The 24,562-nt window shown below is 55.3% G+C and carries 21 protein-coding genes; 17 read left to right on the top strand and 4 right to left on the bottom strand.

All coding sequences use genetic code 11. The features are described 5' to 3' along the window. The first annotated feature begins 69 nt into the window (after positions 1 to 69). On the top strand, positions 70 to 930 hold the full coding sequence (locus tag HMPREF1207_RS09460; protein ID WP_009676869.1) for an inositol monophosphatase family protein: 861 nt from the start codon (positions 70 to 72) through the stop codon (positions 928 to 930). Between the two features lie 133 nt (positions 931 to 1,063). After that, entirely contained in the window at positions 1,064 to 1,717 is a 654-nt protein-coding gene (locus HMPREF1207_RS09455) for a hypothetical protein (RefSeq protein ID WP_009676874.1), read from the top strand. A gap of 260 nt (positions 1,718 to 1,977) precedes the next feature. On the opposite strand, the gene HMPREF1207_RS09450 is transcribed toward HMPREF1207_RS09455, so the two are convergent. Beyond that, the gene (locus HMPREF1207_RS09450; protein WP_009676905.1) at positions 1,978 to 2,871 is read right to left on the bottom strand and encodes an AraC family transcriptional regulator; all 894 of its coding nucleotides are present in this window, start codon (positions 2,869 to 2,871) and stop codon (positions 1,978 to 1,980) included. Between the two features lie 171 nt (positions 2,872 to 3,042). On the opposite strand from HMPREF1207_RS09450, the gene HMPREF1207_RS09445 reads away from it, so the two are divergent. From HMPREF1207_RS09445 to HMPREF1207_RS09415, 7 genes are all read left to right on the top strand, one after another. Then, a complete protein-coding gene (locus tag HMPREF1207_RS09445; RefSeq protein ID WP_009676879.1) occupies positions 3,043 to 3,801 on the top strand; it encodes a sugar phosphate isomerase/epimerase family protein in 759 nt (252 codons plus the stop codon). 272 nt (positions 3,802 to 4,073) lie between these two features. Further along, complete coding sequence (gene bioB / locus HMPREF1207_RS09440; protein WP_016423616.1) at positions 4,074 to 5,093, top strand: biotin synthase BioB; 1,020 nt, start codon at positions 4,074 to 4,076, stop codon at positions 5,091 to 5,093. 211 nt (positions 5,094 to 5,304) lie between these two features. Further along, the gene (locus tag HMPREF1207_RS09435; RefSeq protein WP_009676918.1) at positions 5,305 to 6,273 is read left to right on the top strand and encodes an ABC transporter permease; all 969 of its coding nucleotides are present in this window, start codon (positions 5,305 to 5,307) and stop codon (positions 6,271 to 6,273) included. Positions 6,274 to 6,298: 25 nt separating this feature from the next. Then, entirely contained in the window at positions 6,299 to 7,195 is an 897-nt protein-coding gene (locus tag HMPREF1207_RS09430) for a carbohydrate ABC transporter permease (RefSeq protein ID WP_009676917.1), read from the top strand. Between the two features lie 90 nt (positions 7,196 to 7,285). Next, positions 7,286 to 8,926, top strand: a complete 1,641-nt coding sequence (locus HMPREF1207_RS09425) for an extracellular solute-binding protein (protein ID WP_009676876.1) — start codon at positions 7,286 to 7,288, stop codon at positions 8,924 to 8,926. A 93-nt stretch (positions 8,927 to 9,019) separates the two neighbouring features. Beyond that, positions 9,020 to 10,591 carry a response regulator gene (locus tag HMPREF1207_RS09420; RefSeq protein ID WP_009676932.1) on the top strand — a complete coding sequence of 524 codons (1,572 nt, stop codon included), beginning with the start codon at positions 9,020 to 9,022 and terminating at the stop codon, positions 10,589 to 10,591. A gap of 42 nt (positions 10,592 to 10,633) precedes the next feature. Continuing rightward, on the top strand, positions 10,634 to 12,400 hold the full coding sequence (locus HMPREF1207_RS09415) for a sensor histidine kinase (protein ID WP_009676899.1): 1,767 nt from the start codon (positions 10,634 to 10,636) through the stop codon (positions 12,398 to 12,400). Between the two features lie 302 nt (positions 12,401 to 12,702). Here the strand turns inward: HMPREF1207_RS09415 and HMPREF1207_RS09410 are convergent, their stop codons facing one another. Continuing rightward, positions 12,703 to 14,013, bottom strand: a complete 1,311-nt coding sequence (locus HMPREF1207_RS09410; RefSeq protein WP_009676885.1) for a glutamate-1-semialdehyde 2,1-aminomutase — start codon at positions 14,011 to 14,013, stop codon at positions 12,703 to 12,705. A 124-nt stretch (positions 14,014 to 14,137) separates the two neighbouring features. Next, a complete protein-coding gene (locus HMPREF1207_RS09405) occupies positions 14,138 to 15,247 on the bottom strand; it encodes an LCP family protein (protein ID WP_016423615.1) in 1,110 nt (369 codons plus the stop codon). 275 nt (positions 15,248 to 15,522) lie between these two features. Here HMPREF1207_RS09405 and HMPREF1207_RS09400 point away from each other — a divergent pair, with 275 nt between their 5' ends. The 5 genes from HMPREF1207_RS09400 to bcp all read left to right on the top strand — a co-directional run bounded on the left by HMPREF1207_RS09400 (position 15,523) and on the right by bcp (position 19,707). Beyond that, entirely contained in the window at positions 15,523 to 16,605 is a 1,083-nt protein-coding gene (locus tag HMPREF1207_RS09400; protein ID WP_009676926.1) for an ABC transporter ATP-binding protein, read from the top strand. Further along, on the top strand, positions 16,598 to 17,392 hold the full coding sequence (locus HMPREF1207_RS09395; RefSeq protein ID WP_009676893.1) for an ABC transporter permease: 795 nt from the start codon (positions 16,598 to 16,600) through the stop codon (positions 17,390 to 17,392). The genes HMPREF1207_RS09400 and HMPREF1207_RS09395 overlap by 8 nt, the downstream gene beginning before the upstream one ends. 3 nt (positions 17,393 to 17,395) lie before the next feature. Continuing rightward, complete coding sequence (locus HMPREF1207_RS09390) at positions 17,396 to 18,181, top strand: ABC transporter permease (RefSeq protein ID WP_009676871.1); 786 nt, start codon at positions 17,396 to 17,398, stop codon at positions 18,179 to 18,181. Positions 18,182 to 18,333: 152 nt separating this feature from the next. Beyond that, on the top strand, positions 18,334 to 19,071 hold the full coding sequence (locus HMPREF1207_RS09385; RefSeq protein WP_009676902.1) for a hypothetical protein: 738 nt from the start codon (positions 18,334 to 18,336) through the stop codon (positions 19,069 to 19,071). A gap of 171 nt (positions 19,072 to 19,242) precedes the next feature. Next, positions 19,243 to 19,707 carry a thioredoxin-dependent thiol peroxidase gene (bcp, locus tag HMPREF1207_RS09380; RefSeq protein WP_009676883.1) on the top strand — a complete coding sequence of 155 codons (465 nt, stop codon included), beginning with the start codon at positions 19,243 to 19,245 and terminating at the stop codon, positions 19,705 to 19,707. A gap of 181 nt (positions 19,708 to 19,888) precedes the next feature. Here the strand turns inward: bcp and HMPREF1207_RS09375 are convergent, their stop codons facing one another. Next, positions 19,889 to 21,049 (bottom strand): Gfo/Idh/MocA family protein, encoded by a 1,161-nt coding sequence (locus HMPREF1207_RS09375; RefSeq protein ID WP_009676898.1) that lies wholly within the window; start codon positions 21,047 to 21,049, stop codon positions 19,889 to 19,891. A gap of 162 nt (positions 21,050 to 21,211) precedes the next feature. On the opposite strand from HMPREF1207_RS09375, the gene HMPREF1207_RS09370 reads away from it, so the two are divergent. The 3 genes from HMPREF1207_RS09370 (at position 21,212) to HMPREF1207_RS09360 (ending at position 24,553) form a co-directional block, all read left to right on the top strand. After that, the gene (locus tag HMPREF1207_RS09370) at positions 21,212 to 21,982 is read left to right on the top strand and encodes a nucleotidyltransferase domain-containing protein (RefSeq protein WP_009676933.1); all 771 of its coding nucleotides are present in this window, start codon (positions 21,212 to 21,214) and stop codon (positions 21,980 to 21,982) included. Between the two features lie 147 nt (positions 21,983 to 22,129). Continuing rightward, positions 22,130 to 23,500 (top strand): polysaccharide deacetylase, encoded by a 1,371-nt coding sequence (locus HMPREF1207_RS09365; protein ID WP_009676922.1) that lies wholly within the window; start codon positions 22,130 to 22,132, stop codon positions 23,498 to 23,500. Between the two features lie 72 nt (positions 23,501 to 23,572). Further along, positions 23,573 to 24,553 (top strand): AAA family ATPase, encoded by a 981-nt coding sequence (locus HMPREF1207_RS09360; RefSeq protein WP_009676894.1) that lies wholly within the window; start codon positions 23,573 to 23,575, stop codon positions 24,551 to 24,553. Positions 24,554 to 24,562: the final 9 nt, after the last annotated feature.

Raw genomic sequence — 24,562 nt, 5'->3', positions numbered from 1 at the left:
TGGCACGGAATTCGTTTCATTTACTATACTAGAACTATACTAGATTGCGAGAGAAAAGAGTGATATCCAATGACGACTGTAAATCAGGAACCTTACCGTGTCGGCGGCAAAAGCTTTACGGCCGTCGCTATCAATACCGCCGCGAAGGCGGGCGAATGGATTAAGAGCCGGGTGGGTGAAATCCGCCGGGTGGATGTGAAGTATTCCCCCCACGATCTTGTGACGGAAGTGGACAAGGGATCGGAGAAAATGATCCGCAATCTGATTCTGACGCATTTTCCCCATCATGCGTTTCTTGGCGAGGAAGGCGTGGAGCCGGGTCCCGAGGCGTCGGCGGCCGCCCTTGACAACGTGAGCGATGCCGAGTACTTATGGATCGTCGATCCTATCGACGGTACGACGAATTTTATACATGGATTTCCGTTCTTCAGCGTATCCATTGCGCTTGCTTACAAAGGTGAAGTGATTGTGGGCGTGGTCTACGATCCCATGCGCGACGAGCTGTTTGTGGCGGAAAAAGGCAAGGGCGCTTATCTGAAAGCCGCTAAGCTTGGCGTATCGGATGAATCGGCGCTGTCCGAAAGTCTGGTCGGAACCGGTTTCCCCGCCGACCGCGAAGGCGCTCTTCCAATCAACCTGGCCGGTATCAACGCTCTCATGCCGAAGGTGCGCAATCTCCGCAATGCGGGTTCGGCGGCGCTGCATCTGGCTTACGTGGCGGCGGGCCGTCTGTCGGGCTTCTACGAAATCGGGCTGAATGCCTGGGATATAGCCGCGGGTGCGCTGCTCGTCCAGGAATCGGGCGGTCGTGTAACCGATACGGCGGGACAACCTTATACGCTTGGCGTACGCAATGTGATGGCGACAAACGGTCTCATTCACGATGAGCTGCAAAATGAGCTTCAGCAGGCCGGCGCCACAGGTTTATAGGCTTTTCGGACTTGTTGACGTGAGGCGCTGCCGGAACCCGCTTAGGTACCGGGACGCAAGGAAATGCGAAGGCTTAGGCCCCAGGCCCCGAAGGAAACTTCGGGGTTTGTTTTTTTGGCGCGGAGGAAGTAACATGGACAAAGAGAGAAACGGAGGGGAACGGATGAATAGAAGAAAATGGATGATCGGACTCATTTTGTTGTGTCTGGCTGCCGGGATATACGCGGTGATCCGTTTTAACATAGATCCGACGCTAGCGCCCGAGGACATTAAACTCCGTGCCCGGGTCGTGCCTGCGGCGGAGAAGCCTGCGGAGGTGCCGTCTCAGGCATCCGCAGCCGCGGCGTACGCCACGGTGGTCGAGGTAGAGCTGGAGAGCACCGGCGGCAAAGCGCTGAAGCAGGAAGGATACAGCTACAAGGTGTATCCTTACGTTCAGAACGGCACCGTGGCCGCTTGGGAGCCCGCGCCTGACGCGCTCGGCAAGGGCCAGAAGCCGGAGAGCTACGCCTTCGGTCCCGATGCCGTGACGATGCCGCGTGCGCTGGAGATGATCGAGCGCCTTACAGGCGCGTCGACGAACGAAGAAGAAGCGAAGAAGGCGGGCATGTCCGGCGGGTTCGTCTACACCGGCGAGACGTTCCCGGCGAAAGTTCGCTATTACGCCAAGGAAGCGGGAGCGGGCACGGATGCGAACGACGGGCGCACCTATATCCTGTTCTCATACCACGAGAAAAAATGGGGCAAAGACGTCAGTTGGGTCAAAGCGGTGAAAGTCGCTCCTTAGCCGTCGGCGGAGCCGTTCGGGGGAAGGCAAGCGGGTCCGCGCCACGTATGAGCAGAGCGGAATGAGCGGCTTGATGGTGCGTCTGCAGGAGCATGCCACGGGCAGCCTCCGTATGTGGCGCTGCGTCTGGATGCCTGGAGCTTCGGATAGCAGCGCGAAAAGATACAAAATGCCGGTTCGGCGCAGCAGGAAAAACAGCCCTTGTCCGGGAGTGGACAAGGGCTGTTTTTGTTTGGCCGCTATTTCGGCCGGTACGGTCTTCACGTCACGCCGTGTTCTTGCGGTTTCTCCAGGCTGCCGAGCTTACCGTCGCGGTACTCGCGGGGAGAGAGGCCCATCCGCGCCCGGAAGGTGCGGTGGAAATACGAATAGCTGTGGAAGCCGCATGATTCCGCAGCCTGTTCCAGCGTCATCGCGCCGAAGCGGATGCGCTCGCACGCCATCGAGATCCGGACCTCGATGGCGTAATCCATGACGGACTGGCCGAACGTCTCACGGAACAGGTGACCCGCGCGCGAGGTGCTTAGTCCGACGTGGTCGGCCAGATCCTGGAGCGTGAAGGCCTCCGAGGCATTCTGCTCGATGTACGTTTTCATGCGCTGGACCATGTAAGAGAAGCGCGGCTTCTGGGGAAACGACCCCAGATCCGCGAGATCGCCGATGACGCGGTCCAGCGACAGGCAGAGCACGCGAACGAGATAATCGCCGATTTCCTGAAGGTTATCGTGCAGCCGGCGGCGTTCGCGGAAAATTTCCCGCCAGATGTTCAGCCAACTGTCGTCCAGGCCGACCCGGATAATGCCGGGCCTCTTGAAACGCTCCCACCAGGCGTCCATCCAGCTTCCGCTGCACATCAGGTAATAATCGCCGCTGTATACGGTATCGGCGTCCGGCGGTAAAGTCTCGTGCTGGCTGCCGATGCGCAGCTCGTAGGCATCTCCGGGACGGTACAGCAGAAGATCGCCCGGCTCTGCGGTTACATAGCGGCCTTCCTGCCAAACCTGGCAGGTGCCTTCCGTTTGAAGCCGCAGCAAATAGTATTCAATTCCGTCCCGCTGATTGGAGACGAAAGGCTTGCGGTGCACCGAATAACCGGCGGACAAAATATGGACCTCATCTTTAACGGCTGACGCCGGGTCCTGAATTCCTGTCACGAGGCATCGTTCCTTTTTGATAATTTAGCGAAATAGTTCATGTTCTGCGTGGATCATTCATTCTCATTATAAACGAGGTATGGTATCAATAGAAGGAGAGGTTTTTTGGCGAAGGGAAGCGTTTCCCTTCCGACATCCCCATAACCCAGGACAGAGGAAAGGTGATCGTAGATGACAAAGATCGGAATTGGCGTGCAGTTATACACCCTGCGTTCGGAAACGGAGAAGGACTTCAGAGGCTCTTTGCGGAAAGTGGCGGAGCTCGGGTATGAAGGGGTGGAATTTGCCGGTTACGGAGGACTTTCTCCCCGTGAATTGAGTGAACTTCTGAAAGAACTGAACCTGACTTCGGTCGGCAGTCATGTGGGCATTCACCGTCTTCAGGAAAACCTGGACGAGGAAATCGAAATGAACGTGGCCATCGGCAGCAAGTATGTCGCCTGCCCGGGCTGGTTTCCGCCTGAACGTACGGAGGAAGGCTTCCGTGAAATCGTGGAAATTCTCAAGGAGAGCAGCCGCCGTTTCGCGGAACACGGAATCGCTTTCGGGTATCACAACCATTCGTTCGAGTTTGAAGAGAAAATCGGCGATCAGACGATGTTTGACGCATTTTTCTCCGCGCTCCCGCAAAATGAGCTGTTCGTGGAATTGGATGTGTGCTGGGCTCATAACGCCGGCTTCGATCCGATCGGGGTTATGAAGCAGTATGCGGGCAGAACGCCGCTTCTTCACGTGAAAGACCTGCGCAAGGAAGACGGTAAGCTGCTCACGGTTGAGCTGGGCACAGGCGAAGTCGACCTGAAGCCGGTACTGGCCGCCGCCGAAGAAATCGGTACGAAGTGGTTCATCGTCGAGCAGGACGAGTGCCAGAATCCGCCGTTTGAAAGCATTGCCGCAAGCCGGGAATGGCTGCGCCAAAACTATCGGTAAGCATTTAACCCGCCGGGGTTCCGGCGGTTCAGGAAGAGCATTTCCCTTCGGGGAGATGCTCTTTTTTTGTGAGCGTTAAAGGGGATGGATTGCCTTTACGAATACCGGACCAGGAAATAACTTCCCGTGCGGGTGAAATCCTGTTACAATAAACCTGATTGTAAACCTTAATTTATTTTATTTGGTTAACAATTAACGACCGAACGAAATTCATGGAATGTAAAATTCGGATGATTATTCAACTTTTTTTGGCAAGAAAGGACGTGCTGAGCATGCATACGGAACAACAAACGGCTGGGGGGACAGGAATCCTGCCTAGATGGGAACATTACGCGGACAAGGCGCTTCGGGGCGAGAAGCTTGAGATGGAAGAGGCGCTTACCGTACTCCGGGCCGATGACGATGAGCTGCTGCCCCTTATGCAGGCGGCTTTCCGTGTACGCAAGCATTATTACGGACGCAAGGTGAAGCTCAATCTCATCATTAACGCGAAGAGCGGACTGTGCCCCGAGGACTGCGGCTACTGCTCTCAATCCATCGTGTCCAAGGCTCCCATCACCAAGTACCCGCTTCTGGAGAAGGATGTTCTGATCGAGGGGGCGCGGAAAGCGCTGGAGATGAAAGTGGGCACCTACTGCATCGTAGCCAGCGGCAGAGGACCGACTAACCGTGAGCTGGATCAGGTGGTTGAAGCCGTGCAGACAATTAAAGGGGAAATGCCCCTGAAAATTTGCGCCTGTCTGGGCATCTTGTCGGACGAGCAGGCTGTGCGCCTGAAAGAAGCCGGGGTGGACCGCTACAACCACAATCTCAACACGAGCGCTTCCCATTTCGCCAAAATTACGTCCACGCATACATACGATGACCGGGTCCGGACGGTAGAGCAGGCGAAGCGGGCCGGAATGTCGCCCTGCTCCGGAATTATTGCGGGGATGGGCGAGTCGGAAGAGGAACTGGCGGAGATGGCTTTCGCGCTGCGTGAGCTGGATGCCGACTCCATTCCCGTCAACTTCCTGAACCCGATTCCCGGCACGCCGCTGGCGGAGCAACGGAGCCTGAATCCGCGGCAGTGCCTCAAAATTCTCGCGCTCATGCGGCTGATTTGCCCGTCCAAGGAAATCCGCATCGCCGGCGGCCGGGAAGTGAATCTGAAATCGCTGCAGCCTCTGGGCCTGTATGCGGCGAACTCCATTTTCCTGGGGGATTATCTGACCACGGAAGGCCAGGAAGCCGGCGAAGATCACCGGATGCTGGAGGACCTCGGCTTCGAGATCGAATTGTGCGCCTTGTAGGCAGCCTTTTTTAAGCAAATAGCGCAGCGGTCAATCTCGAACGAAAAAGAGCAGAAGGGCAGAACGCCCTCTGCTTTTTTTTGCATTTTTATACAAACGAATGTGAATTGCATTGAATAGTATTAATTTTCGTTGTTCCGTCAAATGGGCGGACAAAGCGAAAGCGGATACAATTAGTCTAACGGCTTAAGGCCGGAAAGGAGGGGAGACAATGGCACAAGTTGCAGTAGAAACCAGCGTAAGTAAAGAGGCGAAAAGCCCGTCGATATGGAAGCGTTTTTTCAAACAGTGGGATATTCAGCTCATGGTATTGCCAGGGATTGTTTTTCTTCTTATCTTCCATTACATTCCGATGTACGGAGTGTTGACTGCATTTAAGGATTATGATCTTTTCAACGGTTTTTTCGGAAGTCCTTGGGTAGGACTCAAGCATTTCAAAATGTTTTTCGAGTCTCCTGATTTCCCGAGGGTCATGAGGAACACGATCATGATCAGTTTGTTCAAGCTTCTGATCGCATTCCCGGCGCCTATTATACTGGCCCTCATGCTGAACGAGGTCCGGAACAAGTTTTTCAAAAACGTCGTACAAACGGTCACGTACCTGCCCCACTTCTTGTCCTGGGTTGTCGTAGCGGGATTCGTGACGTCCTTCCTGTCCACGGACAACGGAAGTTTGAACATCGCTATGCAGAAGCTGAGCATGATCGACGAGCCGATCAACTTCCTGGCGATACCGGAATATTTCTGGACGATCCTGATCTCCACGGGGATATGGAAAGATATCGGGTTCGGCTCGATCGTCTATTTGGCGGCTATCGCGGGAATCGATCCGGCTTTATACGAATCCGCATCGATCGACGGAGCGTCGCGTTTTAAGCAAATCTATCTGATTACATTGCCTTGCATTTTCCCGGTCATCATCATTTTCCTTATTCTCGCCATCGGAAGTCTGATGAACGCGGGCGCCAACGGCGGATACGAAGATATTCTTCTGCTCAGTGCGAATCCGGTCCTTAGGGAATATTCGGACGTGCTGGATACGTTCGTATATCGGACCGGCATTCAGAACCAGCTGTTCTCTTACGCGACGGCAGTCGGATTGTTTAAAGCGGTGATCAGTATTGTTCTGCTGAGCGGCGCCAACTTACTTGCCCGCAGAACGGGGCAAAGTCTATGGTAGCTGGAGAAAGAGAGGCGGACACAACATGTTGAGAGCAAGCTTTGGGGACCGGTTCATGACGGTCGTCATTTATACGCTGCTGATACTTCTGGCCTTCATTACGCTGTATCCGTTCTGGAATTCGGTGGTCATTTCGTTCAACAGCGGGAAAGACACGATGCTGGGCGGTATCACCTTCTGGCCGCGTGAATTTACACTGGAAAACTACAACGTCGTTTTCGAAGACAAGAGGATCATTCAAGGCTTTCTGATTACGGTCAGCCGCACGGTGATGGGAACCATTCTCGGCATTCTGGCGACCTCCATCTTCGCCTACGGGATGTCCCGGCGCGATCTTGTCTTTCGCAAATATTACATGGTTATGGCCGTGGTCACGATGTATTTCACCGGCGGCCTGATCCCGTCCTTCCTGCTCATCCGGGGCCTCGGCCTGATGGATACGTTCTGGGTCATGATCTTGCCGGTACTGATCAACGTCTGGAACATGATTATCTTCATGACTTTCTTCCGGAGTATTCCGGCGGGGCTTGAAGAAGCCGCCAAGCTGGACGGCTGCAGCACCTGGTCGGTTTTTTTCCGGATCGTGCTTCCTTTGTCCGGGCCCGTTATCGCGACCTTGGGGCTGTTCACGGCGGTTCAGCACTGGAACGAGTGGTTTCTGCCCAGCATCTACCTGAACAACACCGATTTGTACCCGGTACAAACGTTGCTGAGACAAATTTTGAACTCCAATATTATGTCGGAGCAGTTAGCCAATCTGGACTCTGCGGCCCTGACCCAACTGTCCAAGATGCAGTCGATTACGACCAAATCGTTGTCGATGGCCACGATGGTCGTTTCTACCCTGCCCGTTATGCTCATTTATCCGTTTGTACAGAAATATTTTTCGAAAGGCGTTATGATCGGCTCCCTCAAGGAGTAGATCTTCGCTTTTCGAACGGAATGTAAGCGCAATCACATGCAACACGATTGACCACATAGATTATAATATCGATTAAGGGGAGTGTCACAAATGGCAAAATGGAAAAAAGGGGTCTCGCTCACGCTCATTACCGTGCTGTCTTCCATCGCGGTGCTTAGCGGCTGCAGCAGCGACGGCAAACCGGCTGCTTCGGATTCCGGCAAACAAGGTACCACTCAATCGACCGGAGTGAAGTTCGGCGAGCAGCAGCTGGATATCAGCTTCTACGGCAACTACGACTGGTTCACTATGCCGGTGTGGGGCCAGGATCTCGCTACAAAATGGGTAAAAGAAAACAAGAAAGTCAACGTAACGGGCGTACCTAACGGCGGGAACTCCGAGCAGAAGTTCAATACGCTGATGGCTTCCAAAGAGCTGCCGGATGTCATCTGGCTGGAGCGCGGAGCCCAGGTAGAGAAACTGCGTGCGGCAGGCATGCTGGTGTCTTTCGACGAATACCTCGACAAATATCCTAACCTGAAGAAGTGGGCGGGAGAAGCGACCCTCAACATGCTGCGCTCCAGCGACGGCAAGCTCTATCAGTTCCCGAACTGGTATACGCAGCGTCCTGCAGGCAACGCGGGTTATATGATCAACCTGAAAATTTACAAAGAACTGGGCGAGCCGAAGCTCGAAACCTACGATGATCTATACGCTTACCTGAAACAAGTGAAAGCGAAATATCCGGAGGTGACTCCGTTCGATTCCGGCGTGCAGGCTCAAAACGTTGAAATCATGTACCCGGGCTTCGCCAACGATCATCCGGTCACGAACATCTCCATGCGTGCCGTTCCGGAAGGCAACGAACTGAAATCGATCTTCGCGGATCCGGTTTACCGGGAGTCTCTGACTTACTCAAGCAAGCTTTTCCGTGAGAAATTGATTACTCAAGACGTATTGACTCAAACGAAAGACCAGATCGACGAGAAAGTGAACAACGGCAAAGTTGCGGTTATGGCAGCTTCCAGCGTGACGGAATTCGGCTCCAAAGGTACGACGGCTCTTCAAACGAAGGATCCGAGCCACCCGGGCTACCAAATGATCTGGCCGGTTCATAAAGAAGGCGTGGACAAAACCAAAGTATTCCCTGGCCACTACGCAACACTCGGCTGGAACGTAAACGTTATTACGAAGAGCGCCAAAAATCCGGAAGCGATCTTTGCCTTCCTCGATTGGATGACCGGAGAAGAAGGACAGCGCGTTATGTTCTGGGGTCCTGAAGGCGAATACTGGCAGGGCGTAGACGAGAAGGGCACACCTAAATTCACGGATAAATACTACAGCGACGCAACCGGACGCGCGAAGCTGATGGATTCTCTCGTCAACCTGCAATGGGTCGGCAATACGACCTACATCGATACGGCCAAGACGGATATCGAGCTGAAGCTTCCTCCTGAAAAGCAAAGCTGGGAAACACGGAACCAGACTCAGGTTGCCTGGAAAACCGTATTTAACCGCACGGAGTTCGTAAATCTCGATCCGCCTTCCAACACGGAAGAAGGTATGGTACAGCAGCGCATTAAGGATATCTTCACCGAATCCCGCGCCAAAGCTCTCTTCGCGAAAAGCGATGCGGAAGTGACATCCATCCTGGATAAAGCGGAGAAGGACGCTCAGGCTGCCGGATACGCCAAACTGCTGAAATACCAAACGGAACGCTGGCAGGAAAACAAGAAGAAAATCGGCAAATAAGAAGTTGATTGGAAATTTAATGCCGCCTAGGCGGGCAGAAGAGGTATACTTGGGGTATACCTCTTTTGCTATTCGCCGGGAAAGGAGAACAACATGTATAACGTGCTGCTGGCAGACGATGAAATATTGGACCTGGAGGGCATGCAGACTTTTATTCCTTGGGAGCGTCTCGGTCTTCATGTGGTCGGGGCCGTCAATAACGGCTTCGATGCCGTAAGGGTTATGGAACAGGAGAAGGTCGATATCCTCGTGACGGACGTACGGATGCCGAGCATGACCGGCCTGGAGCTGGCCCGTAAGGCGCTGGAACGGCATACGGGGCTGCGGGTTATTTTCGTCAGCGGGCATCAGGATTTCGGCTATGTTAAGGAAGCGCTTTCCTTGAAAGCGTGCAGTTATGTGTTAAAGCCCATGGATGATAACGAACTGATCCAATCGCTGGAAACGATTATAGGCGATCTTAACCGGGAGCAGAAGCGCCGCAAAACGGAACGGGCCTTCGAGCAGATGAGACCGATTGTGCACAATGAATATGTGTTTCGTTTGCTGGAAGGCACGGCAGGCCGGCAGGAGCTGGATGACCTGTTGACCGAGGAAGGCCTGGAACCGATCCGGTATCCCATCCGGGCCGCGGTTTTGGAAACCGACGATCTGTCGTGGAAGCTGAATCCTTATACGGCGAAGGAACGCCAGGATATGCTCAACGATTTCGGCGGACAAATTATGGATTTGTGCCGGCCGCGCGGAATTACCCATATGTGCCGGATTACAAAGCAGCGCCTGGGCCTGCTGGTTACGGCCGATGAGAAGGGGACCAAAGAGCTTCAGGAAGTGATCGCATACGTGAAGGAGCATTTTCCTTTTACGATCACGATCGGGCTCGGCAACCCGGCTGACGATCCGTCGGCTCTGCAGGAGTCTTACCGCGAGGCGCTTGCTGCTCTCGATGCCAAGATGTTCTACGGCAAAGCGAAGATTATCGAGACCCGCGAAATTCCGAAGGAAGAAATCGCCGACGCCAAGCAGCTGGAATTCCGGCTCGACGCCTTGTTCACCGCGATGGTCCAGTATGACCTGGTCGGCATTCATGATGAAATCGACCGGCTGTTTAACGTGGCGGTGTGTCTGCGGTCGCGTTTTACGATCCATAACTTTGCCACGTACCTGATCGTCAAGCTGGACGGCTATCTCCAGACGAGAAACGAGCAGTTGTTCACGCTGCTGGGTATGGAGCTGCAGAACCTTGACATCCTGCTGCAATTCGAAACCATCGAGGACATACGGAGCTGGATGCGCCGCATGCTTTTCGAAATTTCGGAGAAGTTGAACATGGGAAATCAGAGCAAAAACCGCAAGCTGATCCGCGATATGATGGAGTACATCAAGGAACGGCTGCAGGAGAATGTGACGCTGCGCGACGTGGCGGACCGTTTTTCTTTTTCCCCGAACTATCTCGGCCATGTGTTCAAAGAAGAAACCGGCCAAAATTTCAGCGATTACGTGATTGCGCTGCGGATGGAGAAGGCGAAGGAGCTTCTGGGCGATCCGACGCTTAAAATTTACGAGGTGGCGGACCGGATCGGCTACAGATATCTGCCTTATTTCAGCCGGCAGTTCAAAGAAACGTTCGGTATGACCCCCATGCAGTTCAGAAGAAACCACTAACGGCGGGGATGCGCCCCGGATGCAGGAAAGGAGCCGGAACGGATGAAACCGGAAGAGCGCCGGCGGTTCGTTCCGTTCGGTTATAAGCTGATGCTTTCGTACGCGCTCTGCATTCTCGTACCGGTGATCATTGTAGGCTCGTTCGCGGTTTCTACTTTGGTGAAGTCGGTACGTGAGCAGGCGGAGAGCAGCGTACAGGGCACGATGAGACAGATCAGGGACAATATCCAGTACAAAATCGAGGATACGAGACGTCTGACGAATATGATTTACGTGGATACGACGCTGGCCAAACATTTAAAGCATTACGAAGAGGGGTGGGTAAGCTACGACGCGACGACGTCTTACCTCCTTCCCAAAATGATGCAGACGATTCAATCGAGCAGCCTCAGGCTGTGGCTTTCCGTCTATCTGCACAATGAAACCCTGCCGGAAGTGTACTACAATCACGAGAATATCGATCCCCTTATGACGGTAGGAAAGCTGTACGAGCTCTACCATATGAACCGGATCGAGAACGCCGACTGGTATAAAAGTTTCCCGCCCGAGCGCTACGGAACGACGATGCAGTGGCGGCAGATTGAGGACGACGCGAAGTTCGGCCGCCTTTCTTTGCTGCGCAGAATCGTGGATACGACGAACGGGGTAGAGCTGAGGGAAATCGGCTTCATCCGGGTTACCGCCCATCTGCAGGATCTTTTTGAAAGTGTGGATTACACGAAAGTCGGGGAAGGCAGCGCCATTTACATCGTCGGTCCCCAGGGCGACATCCTTTATTCGTCGGCAGCCGATCCAAACATGACGGGTAAGACATGGAATGAATCGTGGACCCGGAATCATCTCGTGCTGCGCCAGCCTCTGGAAGGTCTGGAGTGGAGCGTGGTTTCGCTCGTTCCGACCGCGATCATGGAAAAGGATGCGGACAAAGTGCGGATGCTGACGGCGATCGTGTGCCTGATTTCCGTTCTGGTTATTTTTTTCGTGGGCTGGATGTTTTCAAGGTTTTTCTCCAAAAGGGTGACCAAAATCGTCTCCGTCCTGCACGCGTTCAGGGAAGGGGAATTCCGCAAGCGGATGGCGTACGAAGGGCGGGACGAATTCGCCCAGATTGCGGCCGCGCTGAACGATATGGGGCAGCACACGGAAGGGCTCATCCGGGAAGTCTATCTCACGAACCTTCAGAAAAAAGAGGCGGAGCTGGAATCGCTGCAGGCGCAGATCAACCCGCACTTTCTGTATAACACCTTATCGTCGATCAGCCGCCTGGCCCGGTTCGGCGATATCGACAAGCTTCACCGGATGGTGATCGGACTGGCGAAATTTTACCGGCTGACGCTCAACGACGGACGGACCTTCATCCCGCTGAGCAAGGAGCTGGAGCAGGTTCAGGCTTATGTGGACATTCAATCCATCAAGTACGGCGACCGTATGGAAGTCCTCTTCGATATCCAGCCGGAAGTGAACCGGTACGATACGGTGAAGCTCATCGTGCAGCCTTTTATCGAAAATGCGCTTCAGCACGCCTGGTGCGGCGATCATATTCACATCCGGATCAGCGGGGAAATCATCGGCGGCGATATTCATCTGAAAATCATCGATGACGGCAACGGCATCCCGCAGGACCGGTTCCGCAAGCTTTTCGATCCTCTGGACGAGGTGGAATCCGGTTACGGCATCCGCAATGTGGACCAGCGGATCAAGCTTCATTTCGGCAAAAAGTACGGCGTCTCGCTGGCAAGCCGGCCCGGAATCGGCACCGCCGTGCTGCTGCGCATACCGACCTACAAACACAAGAAGAACCAAGGGTGACCACGCAAAAAAGCTCCCGTCCTGCATAAGCAGAGCGGGAGCTTTTGGTATGGGGGCAGGCTGCGCAAGCGAAGCGGCCTCTAAGAACGGAGGAGGCTGGGCCTCTTGCTGCGGTGCGCCCCACAGCGGGCGTAAGGCGGCGCTTACGGCGCTGATAGAGCGGCCGCTTGAGCCGGTGTCCGGCTTTTCGTGCACGCGCATACGAAGCTCCGGCCTGCGCCAGCATCACAAATGCGACGGACAAGAGACGGGGTCGGGGCTGCGAGGAGACGCCGTAAGGACGACTCTTCCGCCCCGGAGCATCAGCCCAGCAGGCGGAAGGCCTCGTCGGCTGCCTGCAGCGTGCGGGCTACGTCTTCGTCGGTGTGCGCGGTGGTCAGGAACCACGCCTCGTACTTCGACGGCGCGAGATTGATGCCGCGCTCCAGCATGAGCCGGAAGAAGCGGCCGAACCGCTCGCCGTCCGTGTCCTGCGCCTCGTCGTAGTTCGTGACCGGATGGTCGCAGAAGTGCGTCGAGATCGCGCCGGCGATGCGGTTCACGGTCAGCGCGACGCCGTGGCGGGAGGCCGACTCGCGGAGGCCGTCCGCCAGCTTCGCGCCGAGCTGCTCGAGGCGCTCGTACGTGCCGGGCTGCCTCAGCACCTCGAGGCAGGCGATGCCGGCGGAGATGGAGGCGGGGTTGCCCGCCATCGTGCCGGCCTGGTACGCAGGTCCGAGCGGAGCGACCTGCTCCATCACTTCCTTACGGCCGCCGTATGCGCCGATCGGCAGACCGCCGCCGATGATTTTGCCGAGCGCCGTAAGGTCGGGCTCGATCTCCTCGGGCCGGCTGTTCAGGCCCGCGTAGGTTTGCGTCGTTCCGTAATGGAAACGGAACGCGGTTATCACCTCGTCGTAGATGACGAGGGAGCCGTTTGCGCGCGCGGCGGCGCAGAGCCCTTCGAGGAAGCCCGGCTTCGGCATCACCATGCCGAAGTTGCCGACGATGGGCTCGACCATCACCGCGGCGATGTCGCCGCCCCAGCGCGCCAGGGCTTCTTCCAGTGCCGGGATATCGTTGAACGGCACGGTGATGACCTCCTTCGCGATGGAAGCGGGGACGCCGGCGCTGTCGGGCGTGCCCAGCGTGGATGGGCCGGAGCCGGCCGCGACGAGCACGAGATCGGAATGGCCGTGGTAGCAGCCGGCGAATTTGATGATCTTCGTGCGGCCGGTGTAAGCCCTCGCCACGCGGATGGTCGTCATGACGGCTTCCGTGCCGGAGTTGACGAAGCGGACTTTGTCCAGCGACGGAATGGCTTCCTTCAGCATCCGGGCGAAGGTGATTTCAAGCTCCGTCGGAGTGCCGTAGAGCGTGCCGCTGCGGGCGGCGCGGACGATCGCTTCGGTCACATGCGGATGGGCGTGACCCGTAATAATCGGTCCGTAAGCGGCGAGATAGTCGATGTATCGGTTATCGTCCTCGTCCCAGAAGTAGGCGCCTTCCGCACGTTTCATAAATACGGGAGCGCCGCCTCCGACCGCTTTGAACGAACGGGAAGGGCTGTTGACTCCGCCGACAATGTGCTGGAGCGCTTCTTCATGGAGCTTTTCGGAACGTGTATGATTCATGGTTTTGTAACTCCTTTGTTTATGTAGTTGGATCGTGTCCTCTATAGCCTATCACCGAATGGAGGAGGCCGGGAAGAAAAATAACGTGCCGTCTCCCTGGAGGAGACGGTCACGTTAGAAAGCTTTACTGCCTGGTGTTCTTGTTGGCGCCGGAGGTTCCGGCAGTTCCGGAAGTGGAGCTCCCCGAACTGCCGCCGGACGAGCTGCTGCCCGGACCCGAGCCGGTGCCCGTATCGGTGCCGGTTCCTGTACCTGTTCCGGGAACGTCCGCCATGCCATCGAACACATCATCGAGATAGCGCTTGAGCTTCGTTTTATCGACGGACAGGACCTGGGCGCCGCCGATTCTCCGCTCGATGAGCAGATTTTCGGGAGGCAGCTGGATGCTCTGGATTCCCTTGGCCCGGGCATCGAAAGCAAGCGAGCCGAGCTTGAGCATATCGCCGAACGACAAGTTCGTATTGATGTAAGGCTCCATACTCTTCAAAATGGAAGGCAGCTTGAGGATAGACTGCGTACTCTGCATTTTATCGGCTACGGCCGTCAAAAATTTGCGCTGGCGTTCCGTACGGGCGTAGTCGGACTGGGCGTCGTGGCGGAACCTGACGTACTGCAGAGCGGTCTGGCCGTCCAGATGCTGCATGCCTTTTTTCAAATTAATATCGAATACGTGTCCGTCCGCGGCATCGGTGTACTTCATGTCCTTCTCGACTTCGAGGTCGATTCCGCCGATGGCGTCCACAAGGGCGATAAACCCTTTGAAATCCGTGTACAAGTAGTACTGGATGGGAATCCCGGTCAGCTCGCTGACGGTTTTCATCGCCAGATTGGGCCCCCCGATCGTAAAGGCCGAGTTAATGCGCCCTTCATCGTTGCCGGGAATTTTGACCCAGGTGTCCCGGAGGATGGACATCAGGGAAGCCTTCTTGGTCACGGGATCGATGGAGGCGATCATGAGCGTATCGGAGCGCGGCGGCTCCCCGTTCTCTACGCCCCTGGAGTCCGCGCCGAGCAGAAGCACGTTCACACGCCCGGTTCCCTCCCAGACCGGAGGCTTATAGTCGTCCCCCTGGTACTTCTTATCAAATCCCTGAATTGCGTCTTTATTGTTAATGTTATCGGCGAAGCTGTATATGCTGTAAGCAAAATAGCCTGCGGTGCAGATCAGGGCGAAAACAATCCCGACAATCAGCATCCGCCACGGTCTTACCCGTCTTTTTTTAGGCTTCGGCATGTGAGTTCATTCCCTTTCCATCTATAAAATAGGCGTTGTCTGTACATGATTAACTGGATATCCGGCTGCTGAAACAAGGCTTCCGTATTCCCGCGATTTGTACCGGAGCCGCCTCCGGGTGTTTTTACAAAAAGCTCTTTTGTTGTATGATGAGGGGTGGGAATGGCGAACTCATGTATTTTATTATAGGGGCAACTTCTTCTCTGCCGCAAGTTACACATGAATTCACAGGGCTTTAAAAATTTCCCAGTCTAACTAAACAGCAGGAGGAAAACATGCCAGCCATCGAAGTGAGAGATCTTCGCAAAGAGTTCCGCGTGCAGAAAAGCAGAAGCGGGCTCAAAGGAGCGTTTCGCGATCTGTTCGACCGTGAATATAACCAGGTTACGGCCGTTAAAGATATCAGTTTTGAAATCCCCGAGGGAGAGATTTGCGGCTATATCGGAGAGAACGGCGCCGGCAAATCGACGACGATCAAAATGCTCACGGGCATTCTCGTTCCCACTTCGGGTCATCTTCAAGTGAACGGATATATCCCCTACAAGGAGCGCGAAGCTTTTGTCAAAGGCATCGGGGTCGTTTTCGGCCAGAGGAGCCAGCTGTGGTGGGATATCGGCGTCATCGAATCGTTCCAATTGCTTAAGAAAGTATATCGGGTTCCGGAAAACGATTTTAAAGCACGGCTGGACGAGCTGTCCGACCGGCTCCAGCTCGGCGAGCTGCTCAGCCGGCCGGTCCGGAAGCTGAGTCTCGGTCAGCGGATGCGCTGCGAGCTTGCGGCTTCGCTGCTGCACAACCCCGCGATCGTTTTCCTGGACGAGCCTACGATCGGGCTCGATATCGTAGTGAAAACCGAGATCCGCGAGTTCCTGAAATCGCTGAACCAGCGCTATGGGACGACCATTCTGCTTACCACGCACGATCTTCAAGATATCGAAGCCCTATGTTCAAGGGTCATCATGCTGGACGACGGACGCATCATTTACGACGGCGGTCTCGATCAGTTGAAGGAGACGTGGGGCAAAGGCAAGGAAGTGGTGCTGCAGTTCAACGACCCGGTGCCTCTTGAAAGTCTGAAGCTGCTCACGGAAGGTCTGGACGTGACCTGGGAGCAGGACAGCTCGCTGGACGCCCATGTGTTCATCCCGCAGCGGAGCGCGAACGTGTCCGACGTTCTGGCGCGGATCGTCGGTGTCGTCCGGATTGCGGATATCCGCATCCTGGAAACGAATACCGACGATATCGTCCGCGAGATTTACAAATCCGGTTCGGCCGAAGTCCGGAAGCCGTCCGCGCCGGAAGCGGGGGAGCCGGGCAGCGGGGCCGAAGAGGACAAAGGAGCGGTGCCGCATGTATAAGGCTTACGTGGAGCTGATCCGCATCCGGTTCATAACCATGCTCGCCTACCGGGTTAACTATTACAGCGGCATCCTGGTGTACGCGCTCAACATCGGTTCCTACTATTTCCTGTGGAAGGCGATTTACGGCAGTCAGGAAACGCTTGGCGGCCAGACGCTGGGACAGATGACGACGTATATCGTGGTGTCCTGGATGAGCCGCGCTTTTTACTTCAATAACTTGGACCGGGAAATCGCGAATGAAATCCGGGACGGAAGCGTCGCGATCCAGTTTATCCGTCCTTACAATTATGTCGTGTACAAAATGATGCAGGGCCTCGGAGAAGGCTTGTTCCGGTTTCTTCTCTTTACGACGCCGGGTCTTGTGATCGTCTCACTTTTGTTCCCGGTCGAGCTGCCGACGGATATTTCCTTGTGGCTTGTCTATCTGCTCATGCTGCTGTTCGCTTTTTTAATCAATTCCCAGATTAATATTATGACGGGATTGTCCGCGTTTTTCCTGGAAAACAGCGAGGGCATGATGCGGATGAAGCGGGTGGCGGTCGATCTGTTCTCCGGACTGATTCTGCCGATCACCATGTTCCCCGGTTGGACGGCGAAGCTCCTGCAATGGCTGCCGTTCCAAGCCATTACGTATTTGCCCGGTTCGGTGATTACCGGCAAAATGACCGGAAGCGCCGTATGGCAGGCGGTTTCGATTCAAGTCATCTGGTTCGTCGCGCTTCTTGTGCCGATTGCCTTCATGTGGCATAAAGCAAGAACCCGGCTGTTCGTGCAGGGGGGGTAACGCATGTTCTATTTATCGCTTATTCTGGATTACCTGAAAAATTATTTAAAAACCAGGCTGACCTACCGTTCGGATTTCTGGATCGAGGTCGTTTCGGACTTGCTGTTCAACGGGTTGAACCTCGTGTTTATTCTCGTCGTTTTCCAGCAGACTGCGCTTCTCGGAGACTGGAACCGCGATCAGATTTTGTTCATATACGGCTTCTTTATGATCCCTTACGGACTATTCTCGACGATTTTCAACCTGTGGAATTTCAGCGAACGCTACATCGTCAAAGGGGAAATGGATCGTATTCTGACCCGCCCGGCCCACAGCCTGTGGCAGGTTATGTTGGAGAACATGGACCCGGCCTCCCTGTTCAGCGCTCTAGCCGGACTGGTCGTGATGATCTACTCGTGGGGCCAGCTCGATTTGCCGGTCCACTGGAGCGATCCGCTGGTGATGCTGATGATGGTTGTGTCCGGCCTGCTGATTTACGGCGGCATTTACGTCTCCCTGAGCGCACTTGCGTTCTTTTCCGATTCGCCGACCGGCATCATGCCTCTGATCTGGAACATCCAGAACTACGGGCGGTATCCGGTTACGATTTACAACAAGCTGCTGCGCGGTGTTCTGACGTGGATTCTGCCGTTCGCATTCGTCGGGTTTTATCCGGCGGCTTACTTCTTGGATCCGCTCAATTGGAAGGGCTTTGCCCTGCTGACGCCGGTTGTGGGCATTGTTTTCATTACGATCGGCCTAAGCGTGTGGAACATCGGGGTCAAGCGCTACCGGGGAGCGGGGTCCTGATTCGGCTGGTGAAAGGAAGTTCCCACAATTTTCAGGTTGCTTTCAGCAAAGTTTTAGGTTTCGCTAAGCTTCGCGTAAAAGTTCCGTCATAACTTCTGCCTATACTTGGGGTGTAGCATAAACAAGCCCCCATTTGAAAGGTGGAAATAAGAATGAATAAAACCCGCAGCAAATTGATGGTATCCACATTGGCCGCAGCACTTCTGCTCGGCGGAGGAGCCGCTCTTTCCAGCCAGGTATTCGCAGCCGACAGCACCGATTCGGGTCAAGCGTCGACTCAGCAGTCGGCGCCATTCAAGCATGACGGCAAGGACCGCAAACCTTTCGGACAATTCGGCGGTCCGGGATCTTACCTGAAAGACGCGGCAGCCGTTCTCGGTCTGGAAGAAAACGCCTTGATCACCGAGCTGAAAGCGGGCAAGTCCCTGGCTCAGTTGGCCGAAGCTAAAGGCATCAGCCAGGCGGACCTGGTGAAGAAGCTGGTGGAAGCTTCCACGAAAGAGATTGATGCCAAAGTAACCGAAGGCAAAATCGACAGCACGAAGGCGACCGAACTGAAAGCCAACCTTGAGCAGCGCATCGAGAAAGCTGTTATGGTTACCGGCATGCAGAACTTCAAAGGCGGCAAACACGGCCGTGAAGGCGGCTTTGTAGACCAGGAGAAGCTGGCGGCTATTCTCGGCATTACCAAGGAAGAGCTGAAAACGCAGCAGGAAGCCGGTAAAACCGTCGCCGAGATTGCGTCGGCCAAAGGTATCACAAGAGAGCAGCTTCTTGAGAAGTTGAAAACAGAGCTGACTCCTTCGCTGGAGAAGTTTATCGATGCGAAGAAGGGCGATAAGCCTCAGAAGAAAAACCAGAAACAAGCCCAGACGGAGCAGGCCGAGTAAGAACGTTGGCATGCAGCAAGCAATACGGTCAAGGGAATGAAAGAAAGACCGGCAGCGGACAATGCTGCCGGTCTTTTTGCGTAACAGGCTTGAACTCGATTTCCAATGAATCTGTTAGATGAGTATAATGGAAACTAATGCAAAAACGACGAACCGAAGGAGGCTCCCGATATGAGTATAAACACGGGGCATCAAGCACCGGACTTCGAACTGCCGGCCAACAACGGACAGCAGGTGAAATTGTCCGATTTTAAAGGGAAGAAAGTGGTCCTGTATTTCTATCCGAAAGACATGACGCCGGCCTGCACGACCCAGGCGTGCGATTTCCGGGACAAGCATACGGAATTCGAATCTTTAAACGCCGTCATTCTGGGCGTCAGCACGGATTCCCTGAAACGGCACGAGAAATTTATCGACAAGTACAGCCTGCCTTTCCTGCTGCTGGCCGATGAAGACCATGCGGTAGCCGAAATCTACGGGGTCTGGAAAGAGAAGAGCATGTACGGCAAGACGTTTATGGGTATCGAACGCTCGACGTTTCTCATCGACGAAGAAGGCATCCTTATCAAGGAATGGCGCAAGGTCAAAGTGAAAGGCCATATCGAAGAAGCGCTGGCGTATCTGAAGGAAAATTAATCTGTTTTGAAGAAATTCGCTTGCATACTTGGACAGCGGGAGCGGAGCCATGGTGTCTGAACGCCGTCTGCCGCGTTAAGAAGACGCGGCAGACGGCGGATGAGCGGTGAGCCGCCCGCTATCTCCCAGCAGCGAAGCCCGCCGCTCGGACCCGGGGCGGAGCGGATGAAGAGGGGGGAACTTACACGTCCACCCACCGCTGGCGCTCATGGCTTTGCAGAACCGCTTCGACGATTCTCATTATGCCGCAGGCCTGATTGAAGGTAGCGAACTTGGAGCTCGTTTCATCCGTCTGGCGCGCTCTGCGTTTGCCGATGAGAGAGTAGTAGTCGAGCAGCAGGTTTTTAAGCGCATCGGGCCAGCCTTCTTCATGACCGCCGGGATAATGGGTGATGGAGGCGGCCTGGGAGCTCATCAAGCTGGCATCGCGCATCTGGATCTGATTGGGTACATCACGGGAGCCGATCCACAGCCGGTTCGCTTCCTCCTGGTCCCAGCGCAGGGCGCCTTTTTCGGCGGAAATCTCGAAATACAGCTTGTTTTTACGGCCGGGACTGACCTGGGAAATGCAGAAGACGCCCTTGGTGCCGTCCTCGAACCGGACCAGAATGGACCCGAAATCCTCGGTGTCCACCTCAACGCGTTCGCAATCCTCCGGCTTGGGCGCGGCGTTCGTGAACGTGGCCCGCTCGTCCTTGGGCTTATACCGTACGGGATGGACGATTCCGAGGTCCGCGAAGACCGACACGATCCGGGTGCCCAGCACGTACTGGACGGTATCGCACCAATGGGAGCCGATGTCCGCCACCGCCCGTGAAGGCCCGTTCAGGCGTGAATCCATGCGCCAGTTATAATCCGTCTCGTACAGCAGCCAGTCCTGGAGGTAGCCGCCCAGCACATAGTGCGGCTTGCCGTATGTCCGGGAAGCGATCTGCTGCTTGATTTCCTCGACGAGGGGATAGTGGCGGTATATAAACGCCACGCCGGCGACGAGACCTTTTTCCCGCGCAAGCTTCTGGAGTTCATCCGACTCCTCGACGGTAACGGAGAGCGGCTTTTCGGACAAGACGTGTTTGCCGGCAAGCAGAGCCGCCTTATTGAACGTGTAGTGCAGATGATTGGGCGTACAGTTGTGTACAACGTCGATATCCGGGTCCTGGATAAGCTCCATGGCGTCTCCGTAATACATGGGGATCCGGTAGCGGGCCGCCGCTTCCTCCGCATGCGACAGCCGAGAAGAAGCAATCGCGACGACTTGAACCGAAGGCACCCGCTGGAGGGCCTCGATGTGGGCCATGGCCGAGAATCCGGTCCCGATCACGCCGACTTTAATATCTCCCATTCGTTTCACCTCTTTAATTAGTCTGGTTTGCGGTTAACTGCGCTAACGTTTAGCTCCTTGGAACAGGCAGCAGGTTACAGATTAAGCTTTTAATCTGCTTTTACCCCAAAAAGCGCCGGATTGATTGAAGAACTGAAAAATTTCGGAAATCGGAGGGCTTTTATGGAAGCGGTCATACGTGAAAAATTAAAAGAAATCGAAGAAAACGAGCAGGTAAAAGTCTTGTTTGCCATTGAGTCGGGAAGCCGCGCCTGGGGATTTCCTTCCAGGGACAGCGACTATGACGTGCGGTTTGTTTATGTCCGCAGACCCGAATGGTATCTTTCCATCGACGACAAAAGAGACGTGATCGAAGTGCCGATCAACGAGATGCTTGATATTAACGGCTGGGATATCCGGAAAGCGCTGAAACTGTTCCGCAAATCGAATCCGCCTCTTATGGAATGGCTGATTTCGGATATCGTCTATCAGGAAGCTTACGGATTCAAGGAAGAGATGCTCCGCCTCCGCAGCGAAGTGTTTTCGCCCAAGGCGTCTCTTCATCATTATCTGAGCATGGCGAAGGGCAATTTCCGGGAATACCTCCAAAGGGACCAGGTCCGGATCAAAAAATATTTCTACGTGCTCCGTCCGATTCTGGCCTGCAAATGGATCGAGGAAAACGACACGAACCCGCCTATTCTTTTTCAGGAGCTGGTAGATAGGCTTCTGCCCGAATCCGGGTTGAAAGATCAGATCAATGAGCTTTTAAGGAGAAAAATAGCCGGGGAAGAACTGGATCTTGAAGCGAGGGTCGAGGAGATTCACGCGTTCATCGGGAGAGAGATCGAGCATCTGACCAAGGTGGCTGCGGCAAGCACGGCGGAACTGACGGACCCGACACCCCTGCTTGACGATGTATACCGCCGCTATTTGACCCTCGTATGGAAATAAAGTGCTAGATTTGTCTATCCGCATACCGCTTAATTACGGGAGCCTGGCGTCAGCCGGGCTCTTTTTTGCGTGCAAAAGCATACCCCCGGCAACTCTCTCATATACTCTATCAGCAGCCAAATGATCGAATAATGCGGAGGGATTGTCATGCTGAAAACGAAGTTGTCCCACTTTCGCTTCACCCGGATCGTTCTTATCCTTCTCCTTATTTTCGTTGTATTCCCGTCTGTGCAGCCTGCGTACAGAGCTTATGCGGCCGAAGCGGACGGCGACCCGGCAGAGAGTATTTACGAAGCGCTTATAAGCGGGCAGAAGGTCGCCTCGGACCGGCCCTACGCTGTTCCTGATAAACCGACGGTCTATTTGACGTTCGACGACGGACCGAGCAAATATACACCGGAAGTGCTGGATATTTTGCGAAAAGAAGGAATCTCCGCCACGTTTTTTGTCGTCGGTGAGCACGTGGAGGAAAATCCGAAGATGGTCAAGCGGATCGTCTCCGAAGGCCACGCGCTTGGCAACCACAGCTACGATCATACCTACAAGAAGCTGTACTCGGATTACAAAGGCTTCTGGAAGCAGGTCGAGCAGACCGACCGGGCTATCGAGAAAGCGGCCGGTTTCCGGACCGGCTTGATGCGGGCGCCCGGCGGAACCGCCGAGAATTTCGATGCCTTCTACTTCTACTACATGAAGGAAGCGGGCTACACGCTGTTCGATTGGGATATCGACAGCGAGGACTCCAAACGGACGGGCGTTCCCGCGGCGGAAATTATCCGCTCGATCCGTAAAGCTCCGCTCAAGCATGAGCTGACGGTTTTGTTTCATGACGGGACCGGGCACAAGGAAACGGTAAAAGCGCTCCCGGAAGTTATCCGGTACTTCAGGGACAAGGGCTATGCCTTTGCGAGGCTGGACGATCAGGTGAAGCCCGCCCAGTTCCCCGTCCGCAAAGCCGGACGGTGGCACCGGAGCGCGCCCGGCGAAGCGGAATTCGCCCGGACGGCTGCGGCGATGAGAGACTGGGCCGCTACCGCTACCGCTTCCGGCGGGCGCACGACTGTCCCGTCCGGCGAAGAAGCGGCCGTGGGAGCGGGCTCCATCCGGCCCCGGCAGGCGGAGCCGCAGCTTCCTCTGACGCTGATAGTAGACGGCAGAAGAACGGTGCTTCCCCCCGAGCAGGCTCTTTTCCGGGAGGAGCGGCTCGAAGTGCCGCTGCGAGTGCTTGCGCAGCAGATGGGGGCCAAGGTCAGCTGGGACCAGGCGACCTCTACAGCGGGCGTCGACTACGGGTTCACCCGGCTGGACTACAATCTGCGCGACTACACCTTGTCGGTGCGCCTATGGGCCGGGGTGACGGCCGTCTATCATCTGCCCAATATGCGTCTTCTCGACGGGAGTCTCTATGTCCCTCTGAGGAAGACAGTAGAGCTGCTCGGCAGCGACATACTAGACTATCACGCGGACGAAAGCGGGAGAGAAGTGACGATTTCCGGCGGAACCGCTCTTTTTTCCTAGCAAACTGCAAGTCTATTTCCATAGAGAACGGGGAACACTGGGAATATATCATTTCACTAGGAGGCTTTCCCCGTGATTTCCAATCGGACGTTCTTATTTGACCAGCCCCATACTCTTCTTCAAAAAGTAGTCGATCAAGTCGCCAAAGTCGTTGTCGGCAAACGGGATGTGATCGAGAAAAGCGTCATTGCCATGCTGTGCGGAGGCCATGTTCTTCTGGAAGATGTGCCGGGCGTAGGCAAAACGCTGCTTGTCCGCAGTCTGGCGGCCACGGTAGGCTGCGGCTGTAAAAGAATTCAATGCACGCCGGATTTAATGCCGTCGGATATTACGGGAGTTTCCGTATTCCGGCCGCAAACCGCCGCATTCGAATTCAGACCGGGACCGATTATGAATCCGGTCGTTCTGGCCGATGAACTGAATCGCGCGCTGCCCAGGACACAGGCGGCTTTCCTGGAAGCGATGGAGGAGCGCAGCGTAACCGTGGACGGTGTCACCTACGAGCTTCCGAAGCCCTTCCTGCTGCTCGCCACGCAAAATCCGCTCGATCATGAAGGGACGTATCCCATTCCCGAAGCGCAGTTGGACCGTTTTCTGATGAAGCTGTCGCTCGGCTATCCGGAACACGGGGACGAAGTCGGCATGTTGGAGCAGCAGCTTCAGCGGCGTTCGCCCGACAGCTTGAGGCCTGTTTTGCTGCAGGAAGAATGGGTGCAGCTGCAGAACGAGGCCGCCACGGTCAACGTCGACGAGTCCCTGCGCGAGTATATCGTAAGCCTCGCCGGGGCCACGCGGAGGCATCCCGATCTGCGGCTCGGGGCCAGTCCCCGCGCATCCGCGGCCTTGATGCGGGCCGCTCAGGCCAGAGCGCTGATGCAGGGCCGCCGCTACGTCGTGCCCGACGACATCAAATGCCTGGCCGTGCCCGTTTTCGCCCATCGGTTGCTGCCTTCGACGGACGCGCTTATCGGCGGCAGAACCCCGCAGGCTGCGGTGGAAGCGGCCGTCGCTTCCGTGCCGATTCCCGTGCTGCGTTTTGCGGCTGTCCGCTAGGAGGACGCC

The organism is Paenibacillus sp. HGH0039, assembly GCF_000411255.1.
Classification (GTDB): Bacteria; Bacillota; Bacilli; order Paenibacillales; family NBRC-103111; genus Paenibacillus_F.
The sequence above is the reverse complement of the archived record's forward strand: the minus strand, read 5'-3'. Positions and strand labels throughout refer to the sequence as shown.

Coding starts and splice junctions, on each gene's coding strand:
- HMPREF1207_RS09460 (WP_009676869.1), top strand. CDS start 70: ATGACGACTGTAAATCAGGAACCTTACCGTGTCGGCGGCAAAAGCTTT.
- HMPREF1207_RS09455 (WP_009676874.1), top strand. CDS start 1,064: ATGGACAAAGAGAGAAACGGAGGGGAACGGATGAATAGAAGAAAATGG.
- HMPREF1207_RS09445 (WP_009676879.1), top strand. CDS start 3,043: ATGACAAAGATCGGAATTGGCGTGCAGTTATACACCCTGCGTTCGGAA.
- bioB (WP_016423616.1), top strand. CDS start 4,074: ATGCATACGGAACAACAAACGGCTGGGGGGACAGGAATCCTGCCTAGA.
- HMPREF1207_RS09435 (WP_009676918.1), top strand. CDS start 5,305: ATGGCACAAGTTGCAGTAGAAACCAGCGTAAGTAAAGAGGCGAAAAGC.
- HMPREF1207_RS09430 (WP_009676917.1), top strand. CDS start 6,299: ATGTTGAGAGCAAGCTTTGGGGACCGGTTCATGACGGTCGTCATTTAT.
- HMPREF1207_RS09425 (WP_009676876.1), top strand. CDS start 7,286: ATGGCAAAATGGAAAAAAGGGGTCTCGCTCACGCTCATTACCGTGCTG.
- HMPREF1207_RS09420 (WP_009676932.1), top strand. CDS start 9,020: ATGTATAACGTGCTGCTGGCAGACGATGAAATATTGGACCTGGAGGGC.
- HMPREF1207_RS09415 (WP_009676899.1), top strand. CDS start 10,634: ATGAAACCGGAAGAGCGCCGGCGGTTCGTTCCGTTCGGTTATAAGCTG.
- HMPREF1207_RS09410 (WP_009676885.1), bottom strand. CDS start 14,013: ATGAATCATACACGTTCCGAAAAGCTCCATGAAGAAGCGCTCCAGCAC.
- HMPREF1207_RS09405 (WP_016423615.1), bottom strand. CDS start 15,247: ATGCCGAAGCCTAAAAAAAGACGGGTAAGACCGTGGCGGATGCTGATT.
- HMPREF1207_RS09400 (WP_009676926.1), top strand. CDS start 15,523: ATGCCAGCCATCGAAGTGAGAGATCTTCGCAAAGAGTTCCGCGTGCAG.
- HMPREF1207_RS09395 (WP_009676893.1), top strand. CDS start 16,598: ATGTATAAGGCTTACGTGGAGCTGATCCGCATCCGGTTCATAACCATG.
- HMPREF1207_RS09390 (WP_009676871.1), top strand. CDS start 17,396: ATGTTCTATTTATCGCTTATTCTGGATTACCTGAAAAATTATTTAAAA.
- HMPREF1207_RS09385 (WP_009676902.1), top strand. CDS start 18,334: ATGAATAAAACCCGCAGCAAATTGATGGTATCCACATTGGCCGCAGCA.
- bcp (WP_009676883.1), top strand. CDS start 19,243: ATGAGTATAAACACGGGGCATCAAGCACCGGACTTCGAACTGCCGGCC.
- HMPREF1207_RS09375 (WP_009676898.1), bottom strand. CDS start 21,049: ATGGGAGATATTAAAGTCGGCGTGATCGGGACCGGATTCTCGGCCATG.
- HMPREF1207_RS09370 (WP_009676933.1), top strand. CDS start 21,212: ATGGAAGCGGTCATACGTGAAAAATTAAAAGAAATCGAAGAAAACGAG.
- HMPREF1207_RS09365 (WP_009676922.1), top strand. CDS start 22,130: ATGCTGAAAACGAAGTTGTCCCACTTTCGCTTCACCCGGATCGTTCTT.